24 protein-coding genes are annotated in these 24,592 nt (G+C 73.4%); 11 read left to right on the forward strand and 13 right to left on the reverse strand.

Annotated elements, in window-relative coordinates; translation table 11 throughout:
• Positions 1 to 76 precede the first annotated feature (76 nt).
• Both B2P18_RS02095 and B2P18_RS02100 read right to left on the reverse strand, forming a co-directional pair.
• The gene (locus B2P18_RS02095; protein ID WP_286955663.1) at positions 77 to 388 is read right to left on the reverse strand and encodes a transcriptional regulator; all 312 of its coding nucleotides are present in this window, start codon (positions 386 to 388) and stop codon (positions 77 to 79) included.
• Positions 385 to 834, reverse strand: coding sequence for a hypothetical protein (locus B2P18_RS02100; RefSeq protein WP_286955664.1), 450 nt, complete (start codon positions 832 to 834; stop codon positions 385 to 387). Before B2P18_RS02100 ends, B2P18_RS02095 begins: the two co-directional genes overlap by 4 nt.
• Before the next feature lie 191 nt (positions 835 to 1,025).
• Here B2P18_RS02100 and B2P18_RS02105 point away from each other — a divergent pair, with 191 nt between their 5' ends.
• From B2P18_RS02105 to B2P18_RS02135, 7 genes are all read left to right on the forward strand, one after another.
• Entirely contained in the window at positions 1,026 to 2,228 is a 1,203-nt protein-coding gene (locus B2P18_RS02105) for a benzoate/H(+) symporter BenE family transporter (RefSeq protein ID WP_286955665.1), read from the forward strand.
• A gap of 9 nt (positions 2,229 to 2,237) precedes the next feature.
• Positions 2,238 to 3,521 carry a thymidine phosphorylase gene (locus B2P18_RS02110; protein WP_019284172.1) on the forward strand — a complete coding sequence of 428 codons (1,284 nt, stop codon included), beginning with the start codon at positions 2,238 to 2,240 and terminating at the stop codon, positions 3,519 to 3,521.
• Entirely contained in the window at positions 3,518 to 4,675 is a 1,158-nt protein-coding gene (locus B2P18_RS02115; protein WP_286955666.1) for a MalY/PatB family protein, read from the forward strand. Before B2P18_RS02110 ends, B2P18_RS02115 begins: the two co-directional genes overlap by 4 nt.
• 17 nt (positions 4,676 to 4,692) lie before the next feature.
• Positions 4,693 to 5,235 carry a GNAT family N-acetyltransferase gene (locus B2P18_RS02120; RefSeq protein WP_239265518.1) on the forward strand — a complete coding sequence of 181 codons (543 nt, stop codon included), beginning with the start codon at positions 4,693 to 4,695 and terminating at the stop codon, positions 5,233 to 5,235.
• Positions 5,232 to 5,405, forward strand: a complete 174-nt coding sequence (locus B2P18_RS02125; RefSeq protein WP_019284169.1) for a hypothetical protein — start codon at positions 5,232 to 5,234, stop codon at positions 5,403 to 5,405. Before B2P18_RS02120 ends, B2P18_RS02125 begins: the two co-directional genes overlap by 4 nt.
• Before the next feature lie 311 nt (positions 5,406 to 5,716).
• Positions 5,717 to 6,073, forward strand: coding sequence for a cupin domain-containing protein (locus B2P18_RS02130; protein ID WP_019284168.1), 357 nt, complete (start codon positions 5,717 to 5,719; stop codon positions 6,071 to 6,073).
• 177 nt (positions 6,074 to 6,250) lie between these two features.
• Positions 6,251 to 7,402 (forward strand): adenosine deaminase, encoded by a 1,152-nt coding sequence (locus B2P18_RS02135; protein WP_286955667.1) that lies wholly within the window; start codon positions 6,251 to 6,253, stop codon positions 7,400 to 7,402.
• 60 nt (positions 7,403 to 7,462) lie between these two features.
• On the opposite strand, the gene B2P18_RS02140 is transcribed toward B2P18_RS02135, so the two are convergent.
• Positions 7,463 to 8,284, reverse strand: coding sequence for an RDD family protein (locus tag B2P18_RS02140; protein ID WP_286955668.1), 822 nt, complete (start codon positions 8,282 to 8,284; stop codon positions 7,463 to 7,465).
• Between the two features lie 62 nt (positions 8,285 to 8,346).
• Here B2P18_RS02140 and B2P18_RS02145 point away from each other — a divergent pair, with 62 nt between their 5' ends.
• Positions 8,347 to 9,342 (forward strand): stage II sporulation protein M, encoded by a 996-nt coding sequence (locus B2P18_RS02145; RefSeq protein ID WP_286955669.1) that lies wholly within the window; start codon positions 8,347 to 8,349, stop codon positions 9,340 to 9,342.
• 486 nt (positions 9,343 to 9,828) lie between these two features.
• Here B2P18_RS02145 and B2P18_RS02150 read toward each other — a convergent pair whose 3' ends face one another.
• From B2P18_RS02150 to B2P18_RS02185, 8 genes are all read right to left on the reverse strand, one after another.
• The gene (locus tag B2P18_RS02150) at positions 9,829 to 11,157 is read right to left on the reverse strand and encodes a DUF58 domain-containing protein (RefSeq protein ID WP_313535923.1); all 1,329 of its coding nucleotides are present in this window, start codon (positions 11,155 to 11,157) and stop codon (positions 9,829 to 9,831) included.
• 97 nt (positions 11,158 to 11,254) lie between these two features.
• The gene (locus B2P18_RS02155; RefSeq protein ID WP_286955670.1) at positions 11,255 to 12,214 is read right to left on the reverse strand and encodes an AAA family ATPase; all 960 of its coding nucleotides are present in this window, start codon (positions 12,212 to 12,214) and stop codon (positions 11,255 to 11,257) included.
• A complete protein-coding gene (locus B2P18_RS02160; RefSeq protein WP_286955671.1) occupies positions 12,211 to 13,503 on the reverse strand; it encodes a DUF4350 domain-containing protein in 1,293 nt (430 codons plus the stop codon). Before B2P18_RS02160 ends, B2P18_RS02155 begins: the two co-directional genes overlap by 4 nt.
• A complete protein-coding gene (locus B2P18_RS02165) occupies positions 13,500 to 14,153 on the reverse strand; it encodes a DUF4129 domain-containing protein (protein ID WP_286955672.1) in 654 nt (217 codons plus the stop codon). Before B2P18_RS02165 ends, B2P18_RS02160 begins: the two co-directional genes overlap by 4 nt.
• Positions 14,154 to 14,160: 7 nt before the next feature.
• On the reverse strand, positions 14,161 to 15,411 hold the full coding sequence (locus B2P18_RS02170; RefSeq protein WP_286955673.1) for a hypothetical protein: 1,251 nt from the start codon (positions 15,409 to 15,411) through the stop codon (positions 14,161 to 14,163).
• 45 nt (positions 15,412 to 15,456) lie between these two features.
• Positions 15,457 to 16,059, reverse strand: coding sequence for a uridine kinase family protein (locus tag B2P18_RS02175; RefSeq protein WP_239265732.1), 603 nt, complete (start codon positions 16,057 to 16,059; stop codon positions 15,457 to 15,459).
• Entirely contained in the window at positions 16,056 to 17,876 is a 1,821-nt protein-coding gene (locus B2P18_RS02180) for a phospho-sugar mutase (protein ID WP_286955674.1), read from the reverse strand. The genes B2P18_RS02175 and B2P18_RS02180 overlap by 4 nt, the downstream gene beginning before the upstream one ends.
• A gap of 5 nt (positions 17,877 to 17,881) precedes the next feature.
• Positions 17,882 to 18,727, reverse strand: a complete 846-nt coding sequence (locus B2P18_RS02185; protein WP_029210743.1) for a purine-nucleoside phosphorylase — start codon at positions 18,725 to 18,727, stop codon at positions 17,882 to 17,884.
• A gap of 92 nt (positions 18,728 to 18,819) precedes the next feature.
• Between B2P18_RS02185 and B2P18_RS02190 the strand changes: the two genes are divergently transcribed.
• Positions 18,820 to 20,256, forward strand: coding sequence for an NAD(P)H-quinone dehydrogenase (locus tag B2P18_RS02190; protein WP_286955675.1), 1,437 nt, complete (start codon positions 18,820 to 18,822; stop codon positions 20,254 to 20,256).
• Positions 20,257 to 20,430: 174 nt separating this feature from the next.
• On the opposite strand, the gene B2P18_RS02195 is transcribed toward B2P18_RS02190, so the two are convergent.
• A complete protein-coding gene (locus tag B2P18_RS02195) occupies positions 20,431 to 20,853 on the reverse strand; it encodes an antitoxin (protein ID WP_286955676.1) in 423 nt (140 codons plus the stop codon).
• A 162-nt stretch (positions 20,854 to 21,015) separates the two neighbouring features.
• Here B2P18_RS02195 and B2P18_RS02200 point away from each other — a divergent pair, with 162 nt between their 5' ends.
• Positions 21,016 to 21,540 carry a type 1 glutamine amidotransferase domain-containing protein gene (locus B2P18_RS02200; protein WP_239265741.1) on the forward strand — a complete coding sequence of 175 codons (525 nt, stop codon included), beginning with the start codon at positions 21,016 to 21,018 and terminating at the stop codon, positions 21,538 to 21,540.
• Between the two features lie 199 nt (positions 21,541 to 21,739).
• Here B2P18_RS02200 and B2P18_RS02205 read toward each other — a convergent pair whose 3' ends face one another.
• Positions 21,740 to 23,524 carry an acetyl/propionyl/methylcrotonyl-CoA carboxylase subunit alpha gene (locus B2P18_RS02205; RefSeq protein ID WP_239265743.1) on the reverse strand — a complete coding sequence of 595 codons (1,785 nt, stop codon included), beginning with the start codon at positions 23,522 to 23,524 and terminating at the stop codon, positions 21,740 to 21,742.
• Between the two features lie 118 nt (positions 23,525 to 23,642).
• On the opposite strand from B2P18_RS02205, the gene B2P18_RS02210 reads away from it, so the two are divergent.
• Positions 23,643 to 24,494 carry an aldo/keto reductase gene (locus B2P18_RS02210; protein ID WP_286955677.1) on the forward strand — a complete coding sequence of 284 codons (852 nt, stop codon included), beginning with the start codon at positions 23,643 to 23,645 and terminating at the stop codon, positions 24,492 to 24,494.
• Positions 24,495 to 24,592 lie beyond the last annotated feature (98 nt).

Here is a 24,592-nt window from a genome sequence, read left to right on the forward strand (position 1 = left end):
AGGCATCGACCGGCCGTCGTTCGCCAGGCTGATGCCTTTGCCCCCGGCGGGTCTGGCGACGTCCGGGTCCACGCGCTCAGGCTGACGCGAGCCCGCGCACGATCTCGTCGAGGGCCTCGAGGTGGGCCGCCAGCGCCGCGCGACCCGCGCGCGTGAGCCGGAAGTGCGTCTGGGGCGTCTTGCCCCGAAAGGTCTTCTCCGACACGAGATATCCGGCGTCCTCGAGGATCGCCGCGTGCTTCGACAGCAGCGCATAGCTCACGTCGAGGGCGTCCTTGAGCGTCTGGTAGTCGGCCGAGTCGACGCTGGCCAGCGCGCACATGAGCGTGAGGCGGACCGGCGAGTGGACGACGTCGTCCAAGGACTGCCGTGCAGCGGCGAGGGTCACCGGGCGGCCCGGACGAGTCGGGCGCCGACGAGGGCGAGGGGGAGCGCGCCGACCAGGGCGACGAGCGAGGTCCACGCCCATCCGACGCCGTGCCCCTTCGCCGGGACGATCCAGAACCACCCGGCCACGAGGACCAGCGCGAGCATCCAGGCGATCCCGGCCACCATGGCCGCCCGGTGCCCGCGGGGATGCACCTGGCGGTGGGCGTGGGTCTGCCGCAGCAGCCAGGTCGTCCCCGCGGCCGTCACGAAGAGGGCGGCGAAGCGGATGATCCCTCCCCACTCCATCGCGTGCGTCTGGTAGAGGAGCGCGTGGCAGGCGCCGAAGACGGCGGCCACGCTGACGACATACCAGCCCTCGGTGCTGGACACGCGCTGGGGGACCCGGCTCCTGGACTCGGCGGCGGCGTTGCTGAACCGACCGCCCGGGCTGCTGCTCGTTGACATGTATCCATCATGGCGAGCGCTTAACGATGCGTCAAGTGAGCCAGGCGATGAGGGCGCCTCATCGGGCGGCCGGGGGCGCCATACCTCCGGGCCAGTCCTAGGCTCCTCCCCGGGGTGACCTGGTGCCGCCCCGGCTAGCGTGGTCGCGGCCATCGCCGGGCGCTCCCGGTGCCCCGCTCCGAGAGGTCCGCGTGACCACCGCAACCCGCACCCGTCCTGACCTGCGCCGCGACGCCAGCCTGTCCGCCGTCCTCGCCGGGTTCGTCGCCGTGGCGATCTCGTATGCCGCCCGCCACACCCTGCTGCTCGAGGCGGCGCGGGCGGGCGGGCTGTCACCGCAGCTCACCGCCTCGTGGGTGTGGGCGATCTCGGTGGGCTCGGGGCTCGTCTGCCTCGTCACGTCTTGGTGGACGAAGCAGCCGGTCATGGTCGCCTGGTCGATCCCGGGTGCGGCGCTGCTGATCACGTCGCTCGGCGACTACCGGTTCTCGGACGCGATCGGGGCCTATGTCGTGTGCGGCGTCGTGTCCGTGCTGCTGGGGGCGACCGGCCTGGTGGGGCGCCTCCTGCAGGCGGTGCCGCGACCGATCACGGCGGCGGTGCTGGCGGGCGTGCTGTTCCCGTTCGCCCTCAAGGTGGCGGCCGCGGTCGTCGGACAGCCCGTCGTGGCGGGCGGGCTCGTGCTCGGCTACCTCGTGGGGAGGCGGTGGCAGCCGCGCTACGCGGTGTTCCTGGCGCTCGCGACCGGCGGCGTGCTCGCGGTGGTGACGGGGCAGGCGCAGGCCATGGCGGTGCGGCTCACGCTGACGACGCCCACGTGGACGACGCCGACGTGGTCCTGGGACGCGATCCTCGGCATCGCCCTGCCGCTGCTCATCGTGACCGCGGTCGGGCAGAACGCCCCCGGCCTGATCGTCATGCACAACAGCGGGTATGACGCCGACGACCGCCTCCTGCTCGGCGCGAGCGGGGTGGCGTCGGTGCTGGCGGCGCCGTTCGGGTCGCACGCGCTCAACATGGCCGCCGTCACCGCCGCCATCGCCACCTCCGAGGAGTCCCACCCCGACCACGACCGCCGCTACGTGGCGGGCATGGCGTGCGGATTCTTCTACGTGCTCGGCGGGTTCGCGGCGGACACGATCGTGTCGCTGTTCTCCGCCATACCGGCGGACATGCTCACGGCCCTCGCGGGGGTGGCGCTGCTGTCGCCGTTGCAGGCCTCGATCTACGACACCATGCACGAGGGTGACCACCACCGCAGCGTCACCGAGGCGGCGCTGATCACCTTCGCCGTCACGGCGTCCGGGGTGCAGGCGCTCGGCATCGTGTCGGCGTTCTGGGGGCTCCTGGCGGGGGTGGTGGCCTATGCCGTCCTGCGTCCGCGCCCCCGGTAGGGTCTGGGCATGAGTGAGCAGCACGATGCCGTCGACGTCATCCGCGCCAAGCGCGACCACCAGCCGCTGAGCGACAGCCAGATCGACTGGGTGATCGACGCCTACACGCGCGGCGCGGTCGCGGACGAGCAGATGTCGGCCCTGGCCATGGCGATCCTGCTCAACGGGATGAGCCGCGAGGAGATCTCGCGGTGGACCGCGGCGATGATCGCGAGCGGCGAGCGGCTGGACTTCTCCTCGCTGTCGCGCCCGACCGCGGACAAGCACTCGACCGGCGGCGTGGGCGACAAGATCACCCTGCCGCTCGCGCCCCTCGTCGCGGCCTGCGGCGTCGCGGTGCCGCAGCTGTCCGGGCGCGGGCTCGGCCACACGGGAGGCACGCTCGACAAGCTCGAGTCCATCCCCGGCTGGCAGGCGGGCCTCGCCAACGACGCGATGATGCGTCAGCTCGAGGACGTCGGCGCCGTGATCTGCGCGGCGGGTTCCGGCCTGGCCCCCGCCGACAAGAAGCTCTATGCCCTGCGTGACGTGACCGGCACCGTGGAGGCCATCCCGCTGATCGCGAGCTCGATCATGTCCAAGAAGATCGCCGAGGGCACCGGCGCGCTCGTGCTGGACGTCAAGGTCGGGTCCGGCGCGTTCATGAAGACCGTGGACGACGCCCGCGAGCTCGCCCGCACCATGGTCGATCTCGGGACGGACGCCGGCGTCACCACGGTCGCGCTGCTCACCGACATGACCACCCCGCTGGGGCTGACGGCGGGCAACGCGCTCGAGGTCCGCGAGTCGGTCGAGGTCCTCGCCGGTGGCGGGCCCGCGGACGTCGTCGAGCTGACGGTCGCGCTGGCGCGCGAGATGCTCTCTGCCGCGGGGGTTTCGGATGTGGACCCCGCGGACGCGCTGGCCGATGGCCGCGCGATGGACGTATGGCGCCGCATGGTCGCCGCCCAGGGTGGCGACCCCGACGCCGAGCTGCCCACGAGCAAGGAGCAGCACGTGATCACCGCCCCCGCGAGCGGGGTGCTGCAGTCGCTCGACGCCTATGCGGTGGGGGTCGCCGCGTGGCGCCTGGGCGCCGGACGGGCGCGCAAGGAGGACCCCGTCCAGGCGGGTGCGGGCGTCGAGATGCACGCCAAGCCAGGCGATTCCGTCACGACCGGGCAGCCGCTGCTGACCCTGCACACGGACACGCCCGAGCGGTTCGACCGGGCCGTCGCCTCCCTCGAGGGTGCGTGGACGATCGGCGAGGACCGGCCCGAGCGCCCCGACGTCGTGATGGAGCGGATCGCATGAGCGGCGTTGCGGCACACGTGGAGTGGCTCGACCTGCCGCACCTGCGCGCGCGACGCAGCGCGAAGTGGACGCTCTACGACCCCGACGTGCTGCCGATGCCGGTCGCCGAGATGGACTGCCGGCTGGCACCGCCCGTCGCCGAGGCGCTGAATCGCGCTGTGGCGCTGGGCGACACGGGCTACCCGAGCTTCGGGCGAGGGCTGCACGAGGCGTTCGCCGGCTTCGCGGGGCGCCGGTGGGGCTGGGACGTCGACCCGGACCAGGTGACGCTGTGCGGCGACGTGTCCGTGGGGATGATGGCGGCGATCTCGGCGCTGCTGGCTCCTGGGGACACCTTCATCATCATGCCGCCGGTCTATCCGCCGTTCTTCCGCTGGGGTGGCGAGACGGGCATGCGCACGGTGGAAGTCCCTCTGCTGCAGTCGGACTCGGGCTACGCGCTGGACCTCGACGGCATCGAGCGCGAGCTGCGGGCCGGCGCCAAGGCCGTGCTCCTGTGCAACCCGCACAACCCCGTCGGATGGGTCCACTCGCGCGAGTCCCTCACGGCCCTGGCGGATCTCGTGTCCGGCTACGAGGCCGTCGTGCTGAGCGACGAGATCCATGCGCCGCTGACCCTGCCCGGGCACACGTTCACGCCATACCTCACCGTCTCCGACGCGGCCCGGCAGCAGGGGATCGCGGTGCACGCGGCCTCCAAGGCGTGGAACCTCGCCGGGCTCAAGGCCGCCCTGATCGTCTCGGGGTCAGACGTCATGCGGGACCGGCTGTCTCGGGGGCTGCCCTACGAGACGCCCTGGCATGCTGGGCAGTTCGGCTATCTCGCGTCCGAGGCGGCCTATCGCGACGGCGATCCGTGGCTCGACGCGCTGGTGACCGACCTCGCAGCCCACCACCAGCAGGTGCGGGACGGGCTCCCCGCCGGGGCGCGGGTCGCGGTGCCGGCGCAGGCGACCTTCCTGTCCTGGATCGACGCGAGCGGCCTCGACCTGGGCGATCATCCGGCCGCGCGGTTGCTGGCGGAGGCCCGCCTGGCCGTCGGGATCGGCAGCGAGTTCGGAACCGCGTGGGGCGACCACATCCGCATCAACGTCGGCACCGGTCCCGACGTCATCGCCGAGGGGCTGCGGCGCCTCGGCTCGGTCCTCTCCTGACCCGCCGTATGCCGCCCGTGGGTCGTCGTCACGTCGTCTCGCTGCGGCAGCTGTCCGTGGCCGACGCCCCGGTCCTTGCTTCCTGGGCTGCGGACGACGAGTTCTGCGAGGCTGCCGGGTGGAGTCGCGGCCTCACGGTCGACCAGCACGAGACGCGTTGGCGCTCAAGGCTGTCCGATGGGTTCGGGCCCGGTCTGCTCCGTCTCGGCGCCGAGCTCGACGGCGGTCTGGTCGGCTATGTCGACCTCCACGGGACCGACGAGCATCGGCGCGAGCTCGGCTACCTCGTCGGCGGTCGAGAGCGGTGGGGGAGAGGCCTCGGCGCGGCGGTCGCGCGGGCCGGACTGGAGCATGCTTTCCTCGCGCTGGGGCTCGCCGAGGTGTGGGCGGAGGCGGTCGGCGCCAACCCTGCCTCCGTGCGGATCCTCCAGGGCCTCGGGATGAACGAGACGGGCACGGGAGAGGATCATGTCTACCGCGGGATCCCCTCCCATTACCGGCGGTTCGCCATCACCGCGGACCGTTGGCGCACCCTCCACCACGACAAGGAGACCTCATGAGCAACCAGACGACCGGCAAGGTGCTGGCGGTGCTGATCTGCCTGATCGTCCTGGTGCCCCTGGCGATCATGAGCGTGTGGCAGCCGGTCCGGATCGGCCTGCCCGCCCTGGTCTTCGTGCTGACGGGCGTGGTCGTCCTGGTGATGAACGCCCGCAAGTCCAAGCGCTGACGCTCTCGGGCAGGCCGCCTCGGGCTCAACGGGCGAGCAGGTCGGGGTAGGGGTCGGCGAGAGGGGGGGCGGGCATCGCGCCAGCGGGGATGAGCCCTCCCGTTCGCGCATGCTGGTCCTCCTCAAGCTGTCGGCCCCACGCCAGCGGGGATCGAGTTGACCTCGCGCACGAGACGAAGCGCTCACATCTGCTCGTGCACTCGCCCACAAGGGTGTGTCCTTATGTCTCTATCCAAAGGACATCGCGGGTGTCCTTTGGATAGAGACATAGAGACACGGGCTCGTGTGCCGCGGATGGGTAGGCTCCTGGCATGCCCGAGCTCATCACGGACCCCGTCCGCATCCCCGTCCCCGGCGGCAAGATCATCGACGAGCACGTCGGAGCCGCCTCGACGGGCGACCGCGGTGTGTCCGTCGCCCGCATGGAGGCGCCCGCCGGCTGGACCGAGCCCTACCAGACGCCGGACTTCGACGAGGTCACGGTGGTGCTGGGCGGTGAGGTCGTCGTGGACCACGACGGTGGCCCCACCAGCGTCCTCGCAGGTCAGAGCATCGTGACCCGCGCCGGCGAGCGGATCCGCTATCGGGTGGGGCCGGAGGGTGCGACATACCTCGCGATCTGCACCCCGGCGTTCACCCCGGAGGGCGTCCACCGCGACGAGGACTGACGCGCTGGCGTCCCGGGTCCGGGATCCTCGCTGCCGGGCGAGCTGGCCCAGGACCCGCCGCGGGCCGAGGCATCAGCCTGGCGAACGAGGGCTGGTCGATGCCTCTGCCCCCGGCGAAGGCATCGGCCTGGCGAACGAGGGCCGGTCGATGCCTCTACCCCCGGTAGGGTCGTGAGGGTGACCAGTCGAGACAGCAGCTCCCCGGCATACGACGTCGACCCGCAGGTCGCCCGAGCACCCAAGGTGCTCCTGCACGAGCACCTCGACGGCGGGCTGCGGCCCGCCACCGTCCTCGAGCTCGCCCGCGAGACGGGGTATGACGCCCTGCCCGCCGACGACGCGACCGACCTCGGGCGCTGGTTCCGCGAGAGCGCGGACTCCGGCTCCCTGGTGCGCTACCTCGAGACCTTTGCGCACACCGTCGGGGTGATGCAGACGCCGGACGCGCTGCGGCGGGTCGCCCGCGAGGAGGTCCTGGACCTGGCGCGCGACGGCGTCGCCTACGCCGAGATCCGTTATGCGCCAGAGCTGCACCTCGAGCGGGACCTCACCCTCGAGGAGGTCGTCGAGGCCGTCAACGAGGGATTCCGCGAGGGCGAGGTGCTGGCTCGTGAGGAGGGGCGGCAGATCCGCGTCACCGCGCTGCTCACCGCCATGCGTCACGCCGCGATGAGCCGCGAGATCGCCGAGCTGGCCGTCCGCTACCGGCAGCAGGAGGTCAGCGGCTTCGACATCGCGGGGGCCGAGGCGGGCTACCCGCCCACCCGGCACCTCGACGCGTTCCAGTACCTCGCCCGCGAGAACGCCCACTTCACGGTCCACGCGGGGGAGGCCTTCGGGCTGCCGTCGATCCAGGAGGCGCTGACCTGGTGCGGCGCCGACCGGCTCGGCCACGGCGTGCGCATCGTCGACGACCTCACGGTGGACGGCATCGCCTATCCGCAGTGGGCGGCCGAGCACGACCAGCTGCCCGACGTGCGGGACGTGCGGCTGGGGCTGCTGGCGGCCTACGTCCGCGACAAGCGCGTCCCCCTCGAGATGTGCCCGAGCAGCAACGTCCAGACCGGCGCCTCCGCGAGCATCGCGCTGCACCCGATCACGCTGCTCAAGGACCTGCGCTTCCGCGTGACCGTCAACACCGACAACCGCCTGATGAGCGACACGAGCATGGGCAAGGAGATGACCCTGCTCGTGCGCGACGCCGGCTGGACGATGACGGACCTGCGCTGGGTGACGATCAACGCGATGAAATCCGCGTTCATCGCCTTCGACCAGCGGCTCGCCCTGATCGACGAGGTCATCAAGCCGGGGTATGCCGAGCTGACCTGATCACGGCTGCCGCCTGTCGCAGCTGCGGCGATCGCGCCGGCGGAGGTCTGGGCCAGCCGCTCAGACGTGGGGCAGGACGCGGTGCCGGGTGGCGGCGTCGCGGGCCAGCCGCTGCGCGTCGCGGTGACCGCGCTCGGCGACGACGGTCTGCAGCAGGGCCTCGGGGTGGGTGCCGGCCGGGGGCGGCGGCATGACGTGCTGCGCGACGGTCGCGGCGAGCTCCTGGGCGATGCGGGCCCGGGCCACGGGATCGAGGCCCTCGCGGCGGTGCAGGAACTGGCGGGTGGCCAGCGACAACGCGTCCGGCAGCGGCGCGATGTCGGCGCTCGCGGCCCACGCGGACAGCTCGGGGGCGGGCGGCACGGGCGGTGGCAGCTGCAGCCGGAGGCGGTCCCGGACGGCATACGTGCCTGCCGCGAGGTCACCGAGCCGCTTGCCGCGCGCGGTGAGCACCACCGCGCAGAAGGCCACGGCGCCGCTCGTGCTCCAGATCTCCAGGAAGCCGATGAGCGAGCGCGTCAGGCACTGGCGGAAGGCCACCGGGCCGCCGTCGTCGCGCACGATGCAGGTGCCGGTGGCGAGCTTGCCCACCGACCGTCCGCGGGTCAGCGTCTCGATGACCGCGGGCAGGATCACCAACGTCGTCACGACCGTGGTGAGGACCAGCGCCGCGCCGGCCGCCTCGTCGAGGTCGCCCAGCACGCCACCGAAGGCCAGGGACAGGCCGAAGAGCAGCAGGGCCCCGCAGACCACGTCGATCGCGCCGGACGCGACGCGCAACCCCGGCCCGGCGGCGGGCACGCGCAGCGCCACCGCGTCTCCGGTGACGAGATCGTCCTCGCCCACACCGATCGTGGGGCGTGCTGACCTGGGCGGCTGCATGTCTGGCAGCCTAGCGGGCTGGGCCGGCCCGGTCCGCGAGGGGCGCGGGCTAGGGTGGGGGCGTGGACCTGGACGCCTACGTCGCGGCCCACCGGGGGGAGTGGGACGAGCTCGACGCTCTGACGCGTCGGTCGCGGCTCTCCGCGGAGGAGGCCGACCGCCTGCTCGACCTCTATCAACGGGTCGGCACGCACCTCGCCGTCGTGCGCACCAGTGCGCCGGATCCCGCTGTTGTGCAATGGCTCTCGGGCGTCCTGGCGCGGGCGCGGCGACGTGCCTCGGGGACGCGGACCGGGTCGGTGCGGGACATCGCCCGGTTCTTCACCGAGACCTTCGCGGCCACGCTCTACCACCTGCGCTGGTGGTGGCTGACGACGACGGTGCTCAGCCTGGTCGTGGCGTTCGCGGCGGGCTGGTGGTTCTATCACAACCCCACCGTCGAGAACTCCCTGATGAGCCCCTCCGAGGTCGCGCAGTACGTCAACACCGACTTCGAGAGCTACTACTCCGAGCACGCGGCCACCAGCTTCGCCGCGCGCGTGTGGACCAACAACGCCTGGGTCGCCGCGCAGTGCATCGCCATGGGGGTGCTGGGTGCTCCGGTCGTCTACGTCCTGCTGGCCAACGTGATCAACCTCGGGGTCATCGCCGCGCTGATGGTGCGGCACGGGCGGGGCGCGCTGTTCTTCGGCCTGATCCTGCCGCACGGGCTGCTCGAGCTGACCGCGGTGTTCGTGGCGGCGGGGGTGGGGCTGCGGCTGTTCTGGTCGTGGGTCGAGCCGGGGCCCCGCAGTCGTATGGCGTCGCTCGCCGCCGCCGGCCGCACCACGGTCGGGGTGGCGATGGGGCTGGTGGTGGTGCTCCTCGTGTCGGGGATCCTCGAGGCCTTCGTGACGCCCTCGGGCCTGCCGACCTGGGCGCGGATCGCGATCGGCGTGCTGGCCGAGGTCGCGTTCTTCGTCTACGTGTTCGTGGTGGGGCGGCGGGCGGCCTTGCGGGGGGTGACCGGTGACGTGGACGCCGCCGACCGCGAGGACGAGGCCGTCGCGTCCCTCTGACCTCGACTCGCCCGCCCCCGCCCGCTGCCCTCACCCGCTGCCCTCACCCGGCGCCTTCACCCGGCGCCTTCACCCGCTGCCCTCACCCGGCGCCTTCACCCGGCGCCTTCACCCGGCGCCTTCACCCGGCGCCTTCACCCGGCGCCATTGGTCACCAACGACGTCTGAGCGGCCCTCTTGAACGTTCCAAAACGTCACTGGTGACCAATGGCGCGACGCGGGGCGGGGAGTGGGCGCGTATGGCGGCTCCCGGTCGCTGGAAGCTGCGATTCCTGCCCATTCGTCGAGGCGCGCGGCGGCAGGTAGACGCCCGATCCAGGATCCGCCTGAGCTGGACACATCCGCCTGGCGTGCCAGGTCGGGCGGATGTGACTACCTCGGGTACGTGCATCAGCCTGGGGGACGGAGGCCGGTCGATGGACCTACCAGGGGCGGGATCATCAGCCTGGGGGACGAAGGCCGGTCGATGCCTCGGCCGGCGGCGGGTCAGAGGAGGCCGCGGGACTTGAGCATGAGGTAGTGGTCGGCGAGGGCCGGCGCGAGGTCCTGCGGCGGCGCGTCCACCACGGTCACGCCGAGCCCGGCCAGCGCGTCGGCGGTCTGCGTGCGCTGCGTCCGCGTCCGCTCCGCCGCCGCCGCGCCGTAGGCCTCCTCGGCGGTGCGGCGGGCGCTCGCCATCCGGTCCAGGTCGGGGTCGGCGCAGGAGGCGATGCACACGCGCTGGCGGCGGGTGAGGAGCGGCAGCACGGGCAGGAGCGACTCGGCGACGGCGGCCGGCTCGAGCGGGGTCAGGAGCACGAGCAGCGAGGGACGGCGGGCCTGCCGGGCCACCGCGGAGGCCAGCGCCTGCCAGTCGGCCTCGACGATGGCGGGCTGCACGGTCGCGAGCGCGTCGGAGACCGCGGCGAGCAGGTCGGTGCGGGCCACCCCGGCGAGCTGGGCGCGCACGACGCGGTCGCCCGCGACGAGGTCGACGTGGTCGCCGGCGTGCGCGGCCAGGGCCGTGAGGAGCAGCGACGCCTCGATGGCGGCGTCCAGGCGGGTCGTGTCGTCGACCCGCCCCGCCGACAGCCGCGAGGTGTCGACGACGAGGGTGATCCGCCGGTCGCGCTCGGGCCGCCAGGTCCGCACGACCAGCTCGCTGCGCCGCGCCGACGCGCGCCAGTCGATCGAGCGGACGTCGTCGCCCTCGACGTACTCGCGCAGGGAGTCGAACTCCGTGCCCTGCCCGCGCACCCGCACGGCCGAGCGGCCGTCGATCTGCCGCAGGCGGGCGAGCCGGCTCGGCAGGTGCCGCCGCGAGTGGAAGGGCGGCAGCACGCGCACCGTCCCCGGCACGTCGACGGACGCCTGGCGACCGGCGATCCCCAGCGGTCCGAGGGTGCGCACGGTGACGAGGTCCGTATGCCGGTCCCCGCGCCGCACGGGCGTCAGCGCGGTCTCGACCTCGACCGAGGCACCGGGCGCCACCGCGATCCGGTGCCGCTCGCCGCTGGTCCCGGCCGACGGCTGCCAGGCGTCGCGCAGCACGCCGCGGGCGGTCCGGCGGGACGCGTTGTGCACGTGCAGCCGGGTCGTGGTGGTGGTCTCGGCGCGGATGGTCCCGACGCGGTCGCGGGTGATCGACAGGTGGCGCGGCGAGACGGCCAGCAGCGCGTCGACCCCGGCGACCACCACGACGAGCACCAGCCACAGCGTGGCGGTGAGGGGCTCGGGGCGCAGCAGCACCGGCACCACGCCCAGCAGGGCGAGCACCACGGCGCGGCCGGTCAGCGTCATCGCCGCGTCGAGCCTGACCGGGGCGAGGGCAGCCACCCCGGGCGCAGGATCGTCGGCGCGGGCGCTGCGCCCGCTGCGGTTCCTGCGCCCGCTGCGGTTCCTACGGTGACGGCGGGCACGGCCGTCACAGCGGTCATCGCGGCACCGGCACGGCGTCCAGCGCGGTCTGCAGCACCGCGCCGACCGACACGCCCTCGAGCTCGGCCTCGGGCCGCAGCGACAGCCGGTGGGCGAGCGTGGCGTGCGTGAGGGTCTTGACGTCGTCCGGGGTCACGTAGTCGCGACCGTTGAGCCACGCCCACGCCCGCGAGGTGGCGAGCAGCGCCGTCGCCCCACGGGGTGAGGCGCCGAGCGACAGGGACGGCGCGGTGCGGGTGGCACGGCATACGTCCACGACGTAGGCGACGACCTCGGGGGCGACGCCGACGGTCCGCACGGCCGCCGCCCCGGCGAGCAGGTCCGCGCCCGACGCGACCGGCCGCACCCCCGCGGAGGCGAGGTCACGCGGGTCGAAGCCGCGGGCGTGCCGCGAGATGACCTCGATCTCCTGCTCGCGCGGCGGCACGGGGAGCACCACCTTGAGCAGGAAGCGGTCGAGCTGCGCCTCGGGGAGGGGATAGGTGCCTTCGTACTCGACGGGGTTCTGGGTCGCGGCGACGAGGAAGGGCTCGGGCAGCGGCCGGGACGTCCCGTCCACGGTGACCTGCCGCTCCTCCATCGCCTCGAGCAGCGCGGCCTGCGTCTTGGGCGGGGTGCGGTTGATCTCGTCGGCGAGCAGCAGGTTGGTGAAGACCGGACCCGGCCGGAACTCGAACTCCGTCGTGCGGGCGTCGAAGATCATCGACCCGGTCACGTCGCCCGGCATCAGGTCGGGCGTGAACTGCACGCGCCGCGTGTCGATCGACAGGGCCGTGGCGAGGGTGCGCACGAGCAGCGTCTTGGCGACGCCGGGGACCCCCTCGAGCAGGACGTGACCGCGGCTGAGCAGGCCGATGAGCAGCCCCGTCACGGCGGCGTCCTGCCCGACGACGGCCTTGGCCACCTCGGAGCGCACGGCCTGCAGGGCCTCGCGGGCGCTGGTGTGGTCGGTCATGGGTGGCGTACCTCTTCCTCGAGCTGGGCCAGGTCGGTCGCGGTCGCGGCCAGGTCGGCGTCGGTGGTGGGGTCGGGCCCGGCGAGCAGGGCTCGTATGGCGTCGCGCTCGCGACCCGTGGCCCGGGCCACGGCCGCGACGACCGCCTCGTCGTCGGCGCTCGCGGGCAGCCCGAGCCGGATCGCGAGACGCCGCCGCGTGGCGCTGCGCAGGGCCTCGGCGGCGTGGCCGCGGCCGGCGGCACGGCGATAGAGCCGGCCGCGGGCGACGGCCGTCTCGCTGGCCCGCACCACGACGGGGAGGGGCTCGACGGCGAGCCGCCCGAGGCGACGTCCGCGCCACCACATGGTGAGCAGGACGGCGCCGCCGAGCAGGAGCAGCAGCGGCATGAACCACGCTGGGGCGATGCCGGGTCGGCCGCGCACCGTGTCGCCCTCGCTGATGTCGGAGAAGGCCGGGGCGTACCACACGAGGTGTCGCTCGCTGCCGAGCAGGCGCAGCGCGAGGGCGGCGTTGTCGTCCTGGGTGATGGTGCCGTTGGTGACGATGCCCGCGGGGGCGAGCAGGTCGGTGCGGGGCCGGCCGTCGGCGGCCGGGAGGGTCAGCAGGGCGTGCCCCTCGCCGACGGGGTAGCAGCCGCGGGCACCGTCGGTGTCCCACGACGACCCGAGGTCATCGGCCGTCGGGTCCTGGGAGGGCTCCTCGCCCGGGCCGAACGGCAGGTCTGAGCCCCCCGACCCCTCGCGCGCCGCCTCGGCGACCTGCTCCCGGGTCATGACCGCATAGCCGGCGCCGCGGGAGGAGATCTCGGGCGAGGCGGCCGTCGCGCGGTCGGTGCAGCGGGCCCCCTCGGGATCGCTCTCGCCGGCTCGGGTCAGCGTGACGGGCAGGTCCAGGTCGTGCAGCGCGCTGCGGGGCAGACCCAGCAGGACGAGGCGTCCGGCGCCGTCGAGCCGCTCGTCGACCTCCAGCATCGCCTCGGTCGTGAGCGCGCCGGTGTCGGACACGACGACGGTGGTGTCCTCGTCGACGCGGGCCGCCGCCAGCTCCTCGCGCGTGCGCACCACGTCCACCTCGACGCCCTCGCGCCGCAGGACCTCCGCGACCGCCTTGGTGCCCCCGGCGTCCACGGTGCCGGGGTCCATCGGGACGCCGCTGCCCTGCGGCAGGCTGCGCCACACGGCCACGGCGAGCAGGGCCACCAGCACGGCGACCCACACCGTCTTGGTGCGGCGGCTCGTGGGGCGGCGGTCCCGCTCGCGGGGGCCGAGGATCACGTCGAGGCTCATCGCGCCTCCCGCAGCTCGGAGGCCAGCGCCAGCACGCTCTCGGCCTGCTCGGCGGTGGTGCGCTGCTCCTCGTCCGCACCCGGGACGGGGCCGTCGGGGTGCCCGTAGCACGCGGCGTCGAAGATCTCCGCGGACCGGTGGGCGCGGTCGGCATACGACGGGAGGGCCTCGGCCGCGGCCCGGCTGACCTCCTGGGCGGTGCGCCCGGGGGCGTCGTGGACGACGTCGCGGTCGTCGAGGCCGACGACCAGCGCCCGGAAGGCCGACACCACGGCCCGGTCGTGGGCCGCCTGGTCCAGGTGCTCGCGCGCCTCGGCCAGGTAGTCGACGGCCGACCGGGCCGGGTCGGTGAGCCCACCGGCGCGGCGGCGGCGCTCCTCGGCGACGGAACGGAGGTCGCGCAGCTTCCACGCGAGCAGGGCGAGCAGCAGGAGCAGCACCGCCACGAGCACGGCCACGCCGATGCCCGACGGCGCGCCGGGGGCGCCCGAGAAGAGGTCGTCGAACCACGCCAGGACGATGTCGAGCAGGGACGGGCGAGGGTACCCGGGCCGGGTCAGCTCCTGCTCCAGCAGGCGGCGCGCCTCGTCGGAGCCCGGCTCGACCGGGACCGAGGAGACGGGCAGGGCCAGCCCGAGGGAGCCGGTCACGGAGCGGTCAGCGCTCCTGGGTGGCTCGCCGCTCGACGGCCCGCGCCAGCTCGACGTCCAGGCCCTCGCGGCGGATGCGCTGGTCGATGTAGAGCAGCGTGCTCACCGTCGAGGTGATCGGCGTCGTCACGGCGGCGACGAGGACCTGGGCCAGCCCGACGATCACCATCATGACGAGGAAGCCCGAGGCCAGGCTGCCGGGGCTGTCGGAGGACGTCGCGAACACCGCGAGCATGCCGATCATGGTGACGGGGAACATCAGCGCCCCGGAGGCGAACCCGACGACCAGGTTGGTGACGAGCTGGATGCCGAACAACCGCCAGAAGGCGCCTCGGCTCAGGGCCCAGCTGCGCCGCAGGGACTCGATCACGCCGATGCGCTCGAGGATCAGGGCGGACGTCGCCAGACCCAGCCGGACGTAGACGAAGACGAAGACAGGCGCCAGCACCAGCCCGCCGAGGACCGCGAGGGCGCCGTCGAGCTGCGCGAGCCCGTAGAGGGCGAGGGCCACGAGGCCGAGGCCCGCGAGCCAGATCAGGCCCGTGACCAGCAGGAACAGCAGCAAGCGGCCGATCTGCGGGCGTAGCTCGCGCCAGGCCTCACCGATGGTGGCGCGTTCGCCGATCACCGCGCGGGACACGACCACGCACAGGACGAGGGTGGCGGCGCTGGCGAAGAGGCTCGACGGCACCTGGACGAGGTTGAGCAGGGGGCTGCTCCCGTTGTCGGGGTCGCTGAGGTCGCCGAGCCGCTGCACGCCGCCCGTGAGGAGCCACCCGACGAAGGGCAGGACCAGCAGCAGCCCGATCAGCTGCAGCGCGAGCGAGAGCCCGATCGTGGCGCGCGGGTTGAACCGCAGGATCTTGAAGCCGGCCCCGAGGATGTCGCCGAGGAACAACGGCCGCAGGGGGACGATGCCCGGGTTGGTGACCATGGCCATCGAGGGATAGCCGCCCGGGGGCGGTGCCTGGCCGTATGCCGGACCCTGCCCGTATGCCGGACCCTGCCCGTAGGCCGGGGGCGGCCCGTAGGCCGGGGGCTGGTTGTAGCCCGGCTGCTGGCCATGGCCATAGCCCTGGGGCTGCTCGTGACCGGGCTGCTGCGGGTGGCCGGAAGGCGCCGCGTAGCCGGGCTGGTAGGCCGGCGGGGCAGGGGCCTCGCCCGTGGGGTCGTAGGGCGGCGGAGGGGGCAGCGGCGTGCTGCCGCCCGCCCGGTCCTCGCCGTCGCGGCCTGGCGCCGCCCACCGGTCGTTGCTCATCGTCGCCCCCTCGAAGCGTCCCCACCCGTGCTCGCGGCCACGCTATCAGCGCAGGTCGGCGGCGCGTCGCCAGGCTTCCCCAGGCGTGATCGGCGTGGCGCCGAGGGCGACCTGGTGCTCGACGATGGCGGGTTCGGCACGGCGCAGCGCCAGTCCGCGACGCACGAGGGTGACGGGCGGCTTGCGGCGCTCCTTGAGGTCGCGGGCGAGGCGCAGGGCAAAGGTCACCCACGGCGTCCGGCGCACGCACCACGCCTGGGCGAGCAGCCCGCGCTCGCGCAGCGCGGCCGTGAGCTCGGCGGCGAAGATGCCCTCCGCCACGACGAACGCGCCCGGGGGCAGGGTGATGCGGACGCCCTCGACGCGGCGGGACCGGGAGATGTCATAGCCCGGCACGTCGACCTCCCCGGTCCGGACCAGCGTCTCGAGCGCCGTCAGGGCCGCGTCGGCGTCCCAGCTGGCGGGGTCGTCCCAGTCGGGGATGCCCAGGTCGCCCATCGGCAGGCGCGGGTCGTCCCCGTCGAGATAGAAGTCGTCGAGCCGCAGGGTCGGCCAGCCCAGCTCGTGCCGCAGCCGGTCGGCGAGGCGGGACTTGCCGGCGCCGCTGGGCCCGCAGGCGACGATGACGCGCGCGGGGTGCTCGCTCACAGCGCGGTGAGGGCGGCCATGTCGGCCTTGATGGCCGCCAGCCGCTCGGACGCGGTGGCGCGGGCGCGGGCGAGATCGCCTGCGCCGTCGACGGATTCGATCGCCTCGAGATAGACCTTGACCTTGGGCTCGGTGCCGGACGGGCGCACGATGATCCGGCTGCCGTCGGCGAGCGAGAACCGCAGCCCGTCGGTCGGCGGCAGGTCGGCGGACCCGGCGGCCAGGTCGTCGAGCCGGTCGACGCGGGACCCCGCGACGGCCTGCGGCGGGTTGCCGCGCAGACGCTCCATGAGGGCGGGCATGAGGGCGAGGTCGCTGACGCGCACCGACAGCGCGTCGGTCGCGTGCACGCCGTGGGCGACCGCGAGGTCGTCGAGCACGTCGAGCAGGGTGCGCCCCTGCGCCCTCAGCCGGGCGACGAGCTCGACCACGAGCAGGGCGGCCGAGACGCCGTCCTTGTCCTGCACGGAGTCGGGGTCGACGCAGTAGCCGAGCGCCTCCTCGTAGCCGTAGGCCAGCCCCGGCACGCGGGCGATCCACTTGAAGCCGGTGAGCGTCTCGCGGTGCTCGAGCCCGGCCGCGCGGGCCATGGCGCCGAGCAGGCGGGAGGACACGATGGAGCTGGCCAGGACGCGGCGGTCGCCGTCCGGGCGGGCGGAGAGCCGCTCGATCATCGCGTGCCCGAGCAGGGCCCCGAGCTCGTCGCCGCGCAGCATCCGCCAGGTGCCGTGGTCGTCCACGGCGGCGGCGCAGCGGTCGGCGTCGGGGTCGTTGGCGACGACCACGTCGGGGCGCACCTCGGTCGCGAGCGCGAGGGCCGCGTCGATCGCGCCTGGCTCCTCGGGGTTGGGGAAGGACACGGTCGGGAAGTCCGGGTCCGGCTGCTCCTGGCTCGAGACGACCTGCGGCGCAGGGAAACCCGCGCGCTCGAAGGCCAGCCGCACCGTCTCCGACCCCACCCCGTGCAGGGCCGTGTGGACGACGGCGACCTCGCGCGGAGCGTCGGGCGCGACGACGGCGGCGGCGCGCTCGACATACGCGTCCAGCAGCTCGTCCCCGAGGGTGTCCCAGCCGTCGTCGGCCATCGGGACGGACGCGACCGACGGGACCGCGGCGATGTGCGCGGCGATCTGCGCGTCGACCGGCGGCACGATCTGCGAGCCGTCGCCGAGATAGACCTTGTAGCCGTTGTCCTGCGGCGGGTTGTGGCTGGCCGTGACCATGACGCCGGCGTCCGCGCCGAGGTGCCGGATCGCGAACGCCAGCACCGGCGTCGGCAGCGGCCGGGGCAGCACCATGGCCGAGCCGCCCGCGGCCTCGACGACGGCCGCCGTGTCGCGCGCGAAGACGTCGCTGTTGTGCCGGGCGTCGAAGCCGATCACCACGGCCGGGTCGGGGCGCCCGCCCTCGGCCTGCAGGTATGCCGTGAGCCCCGCCGCCGCCCGGATGACGACGGCGCGGTTCATGCGGCGCGGGCCTGCGCCGAGCGCTCCGCGCAGGCCGGCGGTCCCGAACTCCAGCATCCCGGCGAACCGGTCGGCGAGGTCGGCACGGGAGGCCTCGCCCCTGTCCCCGCCGGCCTCGACGGCGGTGATCAGCGCGTCGAGCTCGGCCCGGGTGGCGGTGTCGGGGTCGTCGTCGCGCCAGGCGCGGGCCGCCGCGAGGAGCTCGCCGGTGGGAAAGCCTGCGGTGGACGAGCCGGGAGCGGGGGAGCCTGCGGTGGACGAGCCGGGAGCGGGGGAGCCTGCGGTGGACGAGCGGCTGGTGGCAGCGCCGTCGGCGGGGTCGGTGCTGGTCGAGCGGGGCGGGTTCGTCATACGGCTCAGTCCTCGGTGGCGATGCGGGTGACGACGTCGGCGAGCAGGCGACCGCACCGGGCGGCCGCGGCCTGACCGGCCTCGATGACCTCCTGGTGCGACAGGGCCTGGTCGCTGGTGCCGGCGGCGGGGTTGGTGACGAGGGAGATGCCGAGGATCTCCAGGCCGGCGTGGCGGGCGGCGATGGCCTCGAGGGTGGTGGACATGCCGACGAGGTCGCCGCCGAGGGTGCGGGCCATGCGGACCTCGGCCGGCGTCTCGTAGTGCGGCCCGCGGAACTGCACGTAGACGCCCTCGTCGAGGCTCGCGTCCACCTCGCGCGCGATGCCGCGCAGGCGGGAGCTGTAGAGGTCGGTGAGGTCCACGAAGGTCGCACCCTCCAGCGGCGAGGCGGCCGTCAGGTTGAGGTGGTCGCTGATGAGTACCGGTGTGCCGGCGGGCCACTCGGGGCGCAGGCCACCGCAGCCGTTGGTCAGGACGACCTGACGGCACCCGGCCGCGGCGGCGGTGCGGACGCCGTGGACGACCGCGCGCACGCCCTTGCCCTCGTAGAAGTGAGTGCGGGTGCCGTAGACCAGCGCCCGGCGGTCCGTGTCGCCCAGCGAGACCGAGCGGATCGTGCCGCTGTGGCCCACGACCGCGGCGCGCGAGAAGCCCGGCACGTCGGCGTTGTCGATGACCGTGCGGGTCTCGCCGATCAGGTCGGCCGCCCCGCCCCACCCGGAGCCGAGCACCAGCGCGACGTCGTGCCGCTCGACGCCGGTGCGCTCGGCGATGACGGTCGCGGCTGCCCTCGCCACCTCGAAGGGGTCGACGTCGGGGTCGTTCAGGTCCACGTGGGTGTCGCTCATGGCGGACAGCCTACGGGTGGGGTGGACGGGCCCACGGTTCGGCATACGGCGTCCGCTCGTCCGGTGAGCCCCCGCCCACCGGGGATGGTTGGATGGAGCCCGTGATCGAACGCAACCAGTCAGTCGTCATCCTCGGTGGAGGGCCCGGTGGCTACGAGGCCGCCCTCGTCGCCGCCCAGCTCGGAGCGACGGTCACCGTCGTCGACCGCGACGGGCTCGGCGGCGCGGCGGTCCTGTCGGACTGCGTGCCCAGCAAGGCGCTGATCTCGACCGCGAGCTTCATGACGCGCATGGAGGACTCGCGGGCGCTGGGCGTGCACTACCAGGACCCGCGGACCCAGCGGGAGTCCGACCTCGAGGGCGACGACGTCACCGTCGCCGACCTGCCGGCCGTCAACGCCCGCATCCTCGCCCTCGCCCGCAAGCAGAGCGAGGACATCGAGGCCCGCCTGGTCAGCGAGGGCATCACGATCCTGCGCGGCGTCGGCCGCATCGCGGCGCCGGGGCGCGTCGTCGCCACGCCAGCAGACGGCTCGGGGGAGCAGGAGCTCGACGCCGACGTCATCCTGGTGGCGACCGGGGCCACGCCGCGGGTGCTGCCGACGGCCGTGCCCGACGGCGAGCGCATCCTCACCTGGAAGCAGATCTGGGACCTGCCCGACATCCCCGAGCACCTGATCGTGGTGGGCTCCGGCGTGACGGGGGCCGAGCTCGCGCACGCCTATCTCGCGCTGGACAGCAAGGTCACGCTCATCTCGTCGCGCGACCGCGTCCTGCCGGGGGAGGACCCCGACGCGGCGCGCGTCATCGAGGACGTCTTCCGCCGTCGTGGCATGACGGTCCTCGACCGCTCCCGCGCGGCGTCCGTCGAGCGGGTCGGCGACCGCGTCGTCGCCACCCTCACCGACGGCCGCACCGTCGAGGGCTCGCACTGCATCATGGCCGTCGGGTCGGTGCCCGCCACCGATGGCCTCGGGCTGGAGGCGGCCGGCGTGCAGCTCGCCGACTCCGGGCACATCGAGGTCGACCGCGTCTCCCGCACCTCGGTCAACGGCATCTATGCCGCCGGCGACTGCACCTCGGCCCTGCCGCTCGCGTCGGTCGCCGCCATGCAGGGGCGCACCGCGATGTGGCACGCGCTGGGCGACGCCGTGCAGCCGATCAACCTCACCGGCGTGTCGGCCACGATCTTCACCGACCCCGAGATCGCCACGGTCGGCGTGACGGCGGAGCAGGTCGCCGAGCAGCACCTGGACGTGCGCGAGGTGATGATGCCGCTGGCCACCAACGCGCGCGCCAAGATGGACCGCTTCACCGACGGGTTCATCAAGCTCTATGCCCGCAAGGTGTCCGGGCTGGTCATGGGCGGCGTGGTCGTGGCGCCCAAGGCGTCGGAGCTGATCTTTCCCGTGGCGCTGGCCGTCGAGAACCGCCTCACCGTCGACCAGATGGCGCAGACCATCACGGTGTACCCCTCGATGAGCGGCTCCCTGGCCGAGGCGGCACGCCGCCTGCACACCAGCGAGTGACCTACCTCAGGTAGGCACATCCCCCCGGGTTGGCACGCCAGGCCGATGTGACGACCTGAGGTAGGAACATCCGCCCGGGTTGGCACGCCAGAGCACAGACCTACCCCCCGGCAGAGGCATCGACCGGCCGTCGTTCGCCAGGCTGATGCCTCTACCGGGGGTAGGTGCGCTCCGTCAGCCGATCTGGCCGGGCGCGCGGCCCGTGGTGCCCTCGTCGGGACGGACCGTGGTCGTGTCGAAGGTCTCGCCGGTCGTCGGGCGGACCGTGGGGTCGGTCTCGCCGGCGGGCTGACCTGCCGGCTGACCCGCCGTGCTGCTCGCGCTCGTGCCCGTGGTGCCCGCTCCGGTCGTGCCCGTGCCGGGCTGACCGACCGGGGGAGTCCCGGGCTTGCCGTGCACCAGCTTGTCCTTGGCCAGGTCACGGCCCTGCTGGATCTGGCGGCTGAACCGACCCTTGGTCCCCTTGTCGACGGCGTGGCCGACCTTGTCCAGGCCCCCCGACACCTTGTCCGGGTTCTCGTCGATGTACTGCTTGGCCTTGCCCGCAGCCTGGCTGGCCGCCTGGCCCGCCTTGCTGACGATGTCGTTGAACTTCACGGTGCCTCCTCGTCCGTACCGCCGACGGCGGTGTCGTGATGCTCAGCGAGTCTAGGCGCGGGAGGGTTCCCGACGGGCCCCACGTCTTCAGCCGCCCCGCCTCGGGTAGGTGAGCACGAAGGGACACATCACGTCCCCTTTCCTGATCCCCAAGGAGGCAGCATGTCCAAGGTCGCATTCCTCGTCGCCAGCGAGGGCATCGAGCGCGTGGAGCTCACCGACCCCTGGCAGGCCGTCAAGGACGCGGGCCACGAGCCGGTCCTGCTCAGCCTCGAGCCGGGCGAGGTCCAGACGTTCGACCACCTCGACAAGGCCGCCAAGCAGGCCGTCGACGTCGTCGTGGCCGACGCGTCGGTCGGTGACTACGCCGCCCTCGTGCTCCCCGGCGGCGTCGCCAACCCCGACGCGCTGCGCATGGACGAGGACGCCGTCGCGTTCATCAAGGAGTTCGTCGGGTCGGGCAAGCCGGTCGCCGCGATCTGCCACGCCCCGTGGACCCTCGTGGAGGCCGACGTCGTCCGCGGCAAGCGCCTGACGTCCTGGCCGAGCCTGCAGACCGACATCCGCAACGCCGGTGGCGAGTGGGTCGACGAGGAGGTCGTCACCAGCGACAACCTCATCACGTCCCGCAACCCCGACGACATCCCGGCCTTCAACAAGGCCGTCGTGGCGGCGCTGGCGGGCTGAGCCCCACCGCACGAGACAGCGGGCCTGTCGGCATACGACCTCTCGGGGCTCGTATGCCGACGGGCCCGCCGCATGCTCCGCCGCCGACAGCTGGCCCGGGGACGTATCCCGCCGGACGCGCCCGCGGACTCGAACCCGCCGGGGGTAAAGGCATCGACCTGGCGAACGAAGGCCGGTCGATGCCTTTACCCGCGGTAGGTCAGGCGGGGTCCTTGATCTCCATGAGGACGGCGCCGTTGGAGACGGTCTCGCCGACCGCGGCGGAGATGCCGGCGATCGTGCCCGCCTTGTGGGCGTTGATGGGCTGCTCCATCTTCATGGCCTCGAGCACCAGCACGAGCTCGCCGGCCTGCACCTCCTGGCCCTCCTCGACCGCGATCTTGACGATCGTGCCCTGCATCGGCGCGGTGAGGGAGTCGCCGGACGCGGCCGCGCCGCCACCGCGACCACCGGAGGCGCGACGCGGGGCCTTCTTCTTGGCGCCACCCCCGCCACCCCCGCCGCCGAGCGACAGGGTGCCGGGCAGGGACACCTCGAGGCGCTTGCCGCCGACCTCGACGACGACCTTCTGACGCTCCTCGGCCTCGGGCGCCTCGGCCCCCGCGCCGCCGAACGGCTCGATGTCGTTGTCGAACTCCGTCTCGATCCAGCGGGTGTGCACCGTGAACGCGGCGTCCGGGTCGGAGGGGGCGAAGGCCTCGTCGCGAACCACCTTGCGGTGGAAGGGAAGCACGGTCGGCATGCCGTCGATGACGAACTCGTCCAGGGCCCGCCGCGCCCGCTCCACCGCCTGCTGCCGCGTGCGTCCCGTGACGATGAGCTTGGCCAGCATGGAGTCGAAGTTGCCGCCGATGACGTCGCCCTCGACGATGCCGGTGTCCAGGCGGACGCCCGGCCCGGCCGGCGGCTCGAAGACGGCGACGGTGCCCGGCGCGGGCAGGAAGTTGCGGCCCGCGTCCTCGCCGTTGAGGCGGAACTCGATGGAGTGGGCGTGGACCTGCGGGTCGTCGTAGCCCAGCTCCTGGCCCTCGGCGATGCGGAACATCTCGCGGACCAGGTCGATGCCGGTGACCTCCTCGGACACCGGGTGCTCCACCTGCAGGCGGGTGTTGACCTCGAGGAAGGAGATGACGCCGTCCTGGCCCACGAGGAACTCGCAGGTCCCGGCGCCGTAGTAACCGGCCTCCTGGAGGATCGCCTTGGAGGCGCGGACCAGCTCGGCGTTCTGCTCGTCGCTGAGGAACGGCGCGGGGGCCTCCTCGACGAGCTTCTGGTTGCGGCGCTGCAGGGAGCAGTCGCGCGTCGACACCACGACGACGTTGCCGTGCTGGTCGGCCAGGCACTGGGTCTCGACGTGCCGCGGCTTGTCCAGGAAGCGCTCCACGAAGCACTCGCCGCGCCCGAACGCCGTGACCGCCTCGCGCACCGCGGAGTCGAACAGCTCGGGGATCTCCTCCATGGTGCGGGCGACCTTGAGGCCGCGCCCGCCACCGCCATACGCGGCCTTGATGGCCACGGGGAGACCGTGCTCCTGCGCGAAGGCCACGACCTCGTCGGCGCCGCCGACCGGCTCCTTGGTGCCCGGCACCAGCGGCGCGTCGGCCTTGGTCGCGATGTGCCGGGCCTTGACCTTGTCGCCGAGGCCGTCGATCGCGGCGGGCGGCGGGCCGATCCAGATCAGCCCGGCGTCGATGACGGCCTGGGCGAAGTCGGCGTTCTCCGAGAGGAATCCGTAGCCCGGGTGCACGGCGTCGGCGCCGGACTCCTTGGCGATCTCGAGCAGCTTGTCCTGCACGAGGTAGGACTCGCCGGGCGTGGAGCCACCGAGGGCGTAGGCCTCGTCGGCGACCTTGACGTGCAGCGCATCTCGGTCGGGCTCGGCGTAGACGGCCACGGAGCCGATGCCTGCGTCCTTGCAGGCTCGGGCCACGCGGACGGCGATCTCGCCGCGGTTAGCGATCAGGACTTTGGTGATGGACGCCATGGCTCGGACTCTACTGCGGCCCACCCCCGCGGGCTTGCCGACGGGGGTGTGATCTGCGTCAGACGGCAGGTGGCGTGCGACGTCCGGCCGGGTGGGGCTCACGTCATAGGCTGGCCGTATGACGCAGAGCACAGCCCCCCAGATCATGCTCAACGACGGCCACGCCATCCCGCAGCTCGGCTTCGGGGTGTGGCAGGTGCCCGAGGACCAGGTCGTGGACGCGGTCAAGCACGCCCTGGCCACCGGCTACCGCCACCTCGACACGGCCGCGGCCTACGGCAACGAGGAAGGCGTCGGTCAGGCGCTCGCCGAGTCCGACGTGGCGCGCGACGAGGTCTTCGTCACCACCAAGCTGTGGAACGACGCGCACGGCCGCGACCGGACGCTGCGGGCGTTCGACACCTCGATGGACAAGCTCGGCCTGGACGTCCTGGACCTCTACCTCATCCACTGGCCCGTACCGTCGGCCGACGCCTACGTCGAGACGTGGAAGGCCCTGCTGGAGCTGCGCGACTCCGGGCGCGTGCGCTCCGTCGGGGTCTGCAACTTCCACGTCCCGCACCTGCAGCGTCTCGTCGACGAGACCGGCGTGGCGCCGGCGGTCAACCAGATCGAGCTGCACCCCTACCTCCAGCAGCGCGCGCTGCGCGCCCACGACGCCGAGGCGGGGATCGTCACCGAGGACTGGAGCCCGCTCGCCTCCGGCAAGCAGGTCATGGCGGACGAGACGATCCGCGCGATCGCCGACGAGGTCGGGGCGACGCCCGCCCAGGTGATCCTGCGGTGGCACCTGCAGCTCGGGTCGGTCGTCATCCCCAAGTCGGTGACGCCGTCGCGCATCGAGGAGAACTTCGGCTCCCTCGGGATCGAGCTCACGCAGGACCAGATGGAGCGCATCGGCGACCTCGACCGCGGCATGCGGACCGGGCCCGACCCCGACGAGTTCGCCGTGGGCGCCGTCACCGACTGACGGTCGAGCCCCGTCCACACCGACAGGGACACAGACAGGGACACAGATCGGGGACCTGAGTGCCGGGGATGCCGGCACGAGGGTCCCCGATCTGTGTC

Source organism: Arsenicicoccus sp. UBA2120, assembly GCF_002330965.1.
In the GTDB taxonomy this organism is placed as follows: domain Bacteria; phylum Actinomycetota; class Actinomycetes; order Actinomycetales; family Dermatophilaceae; genus Arsenicicoccus; species Arsenicicoccus bolidensis.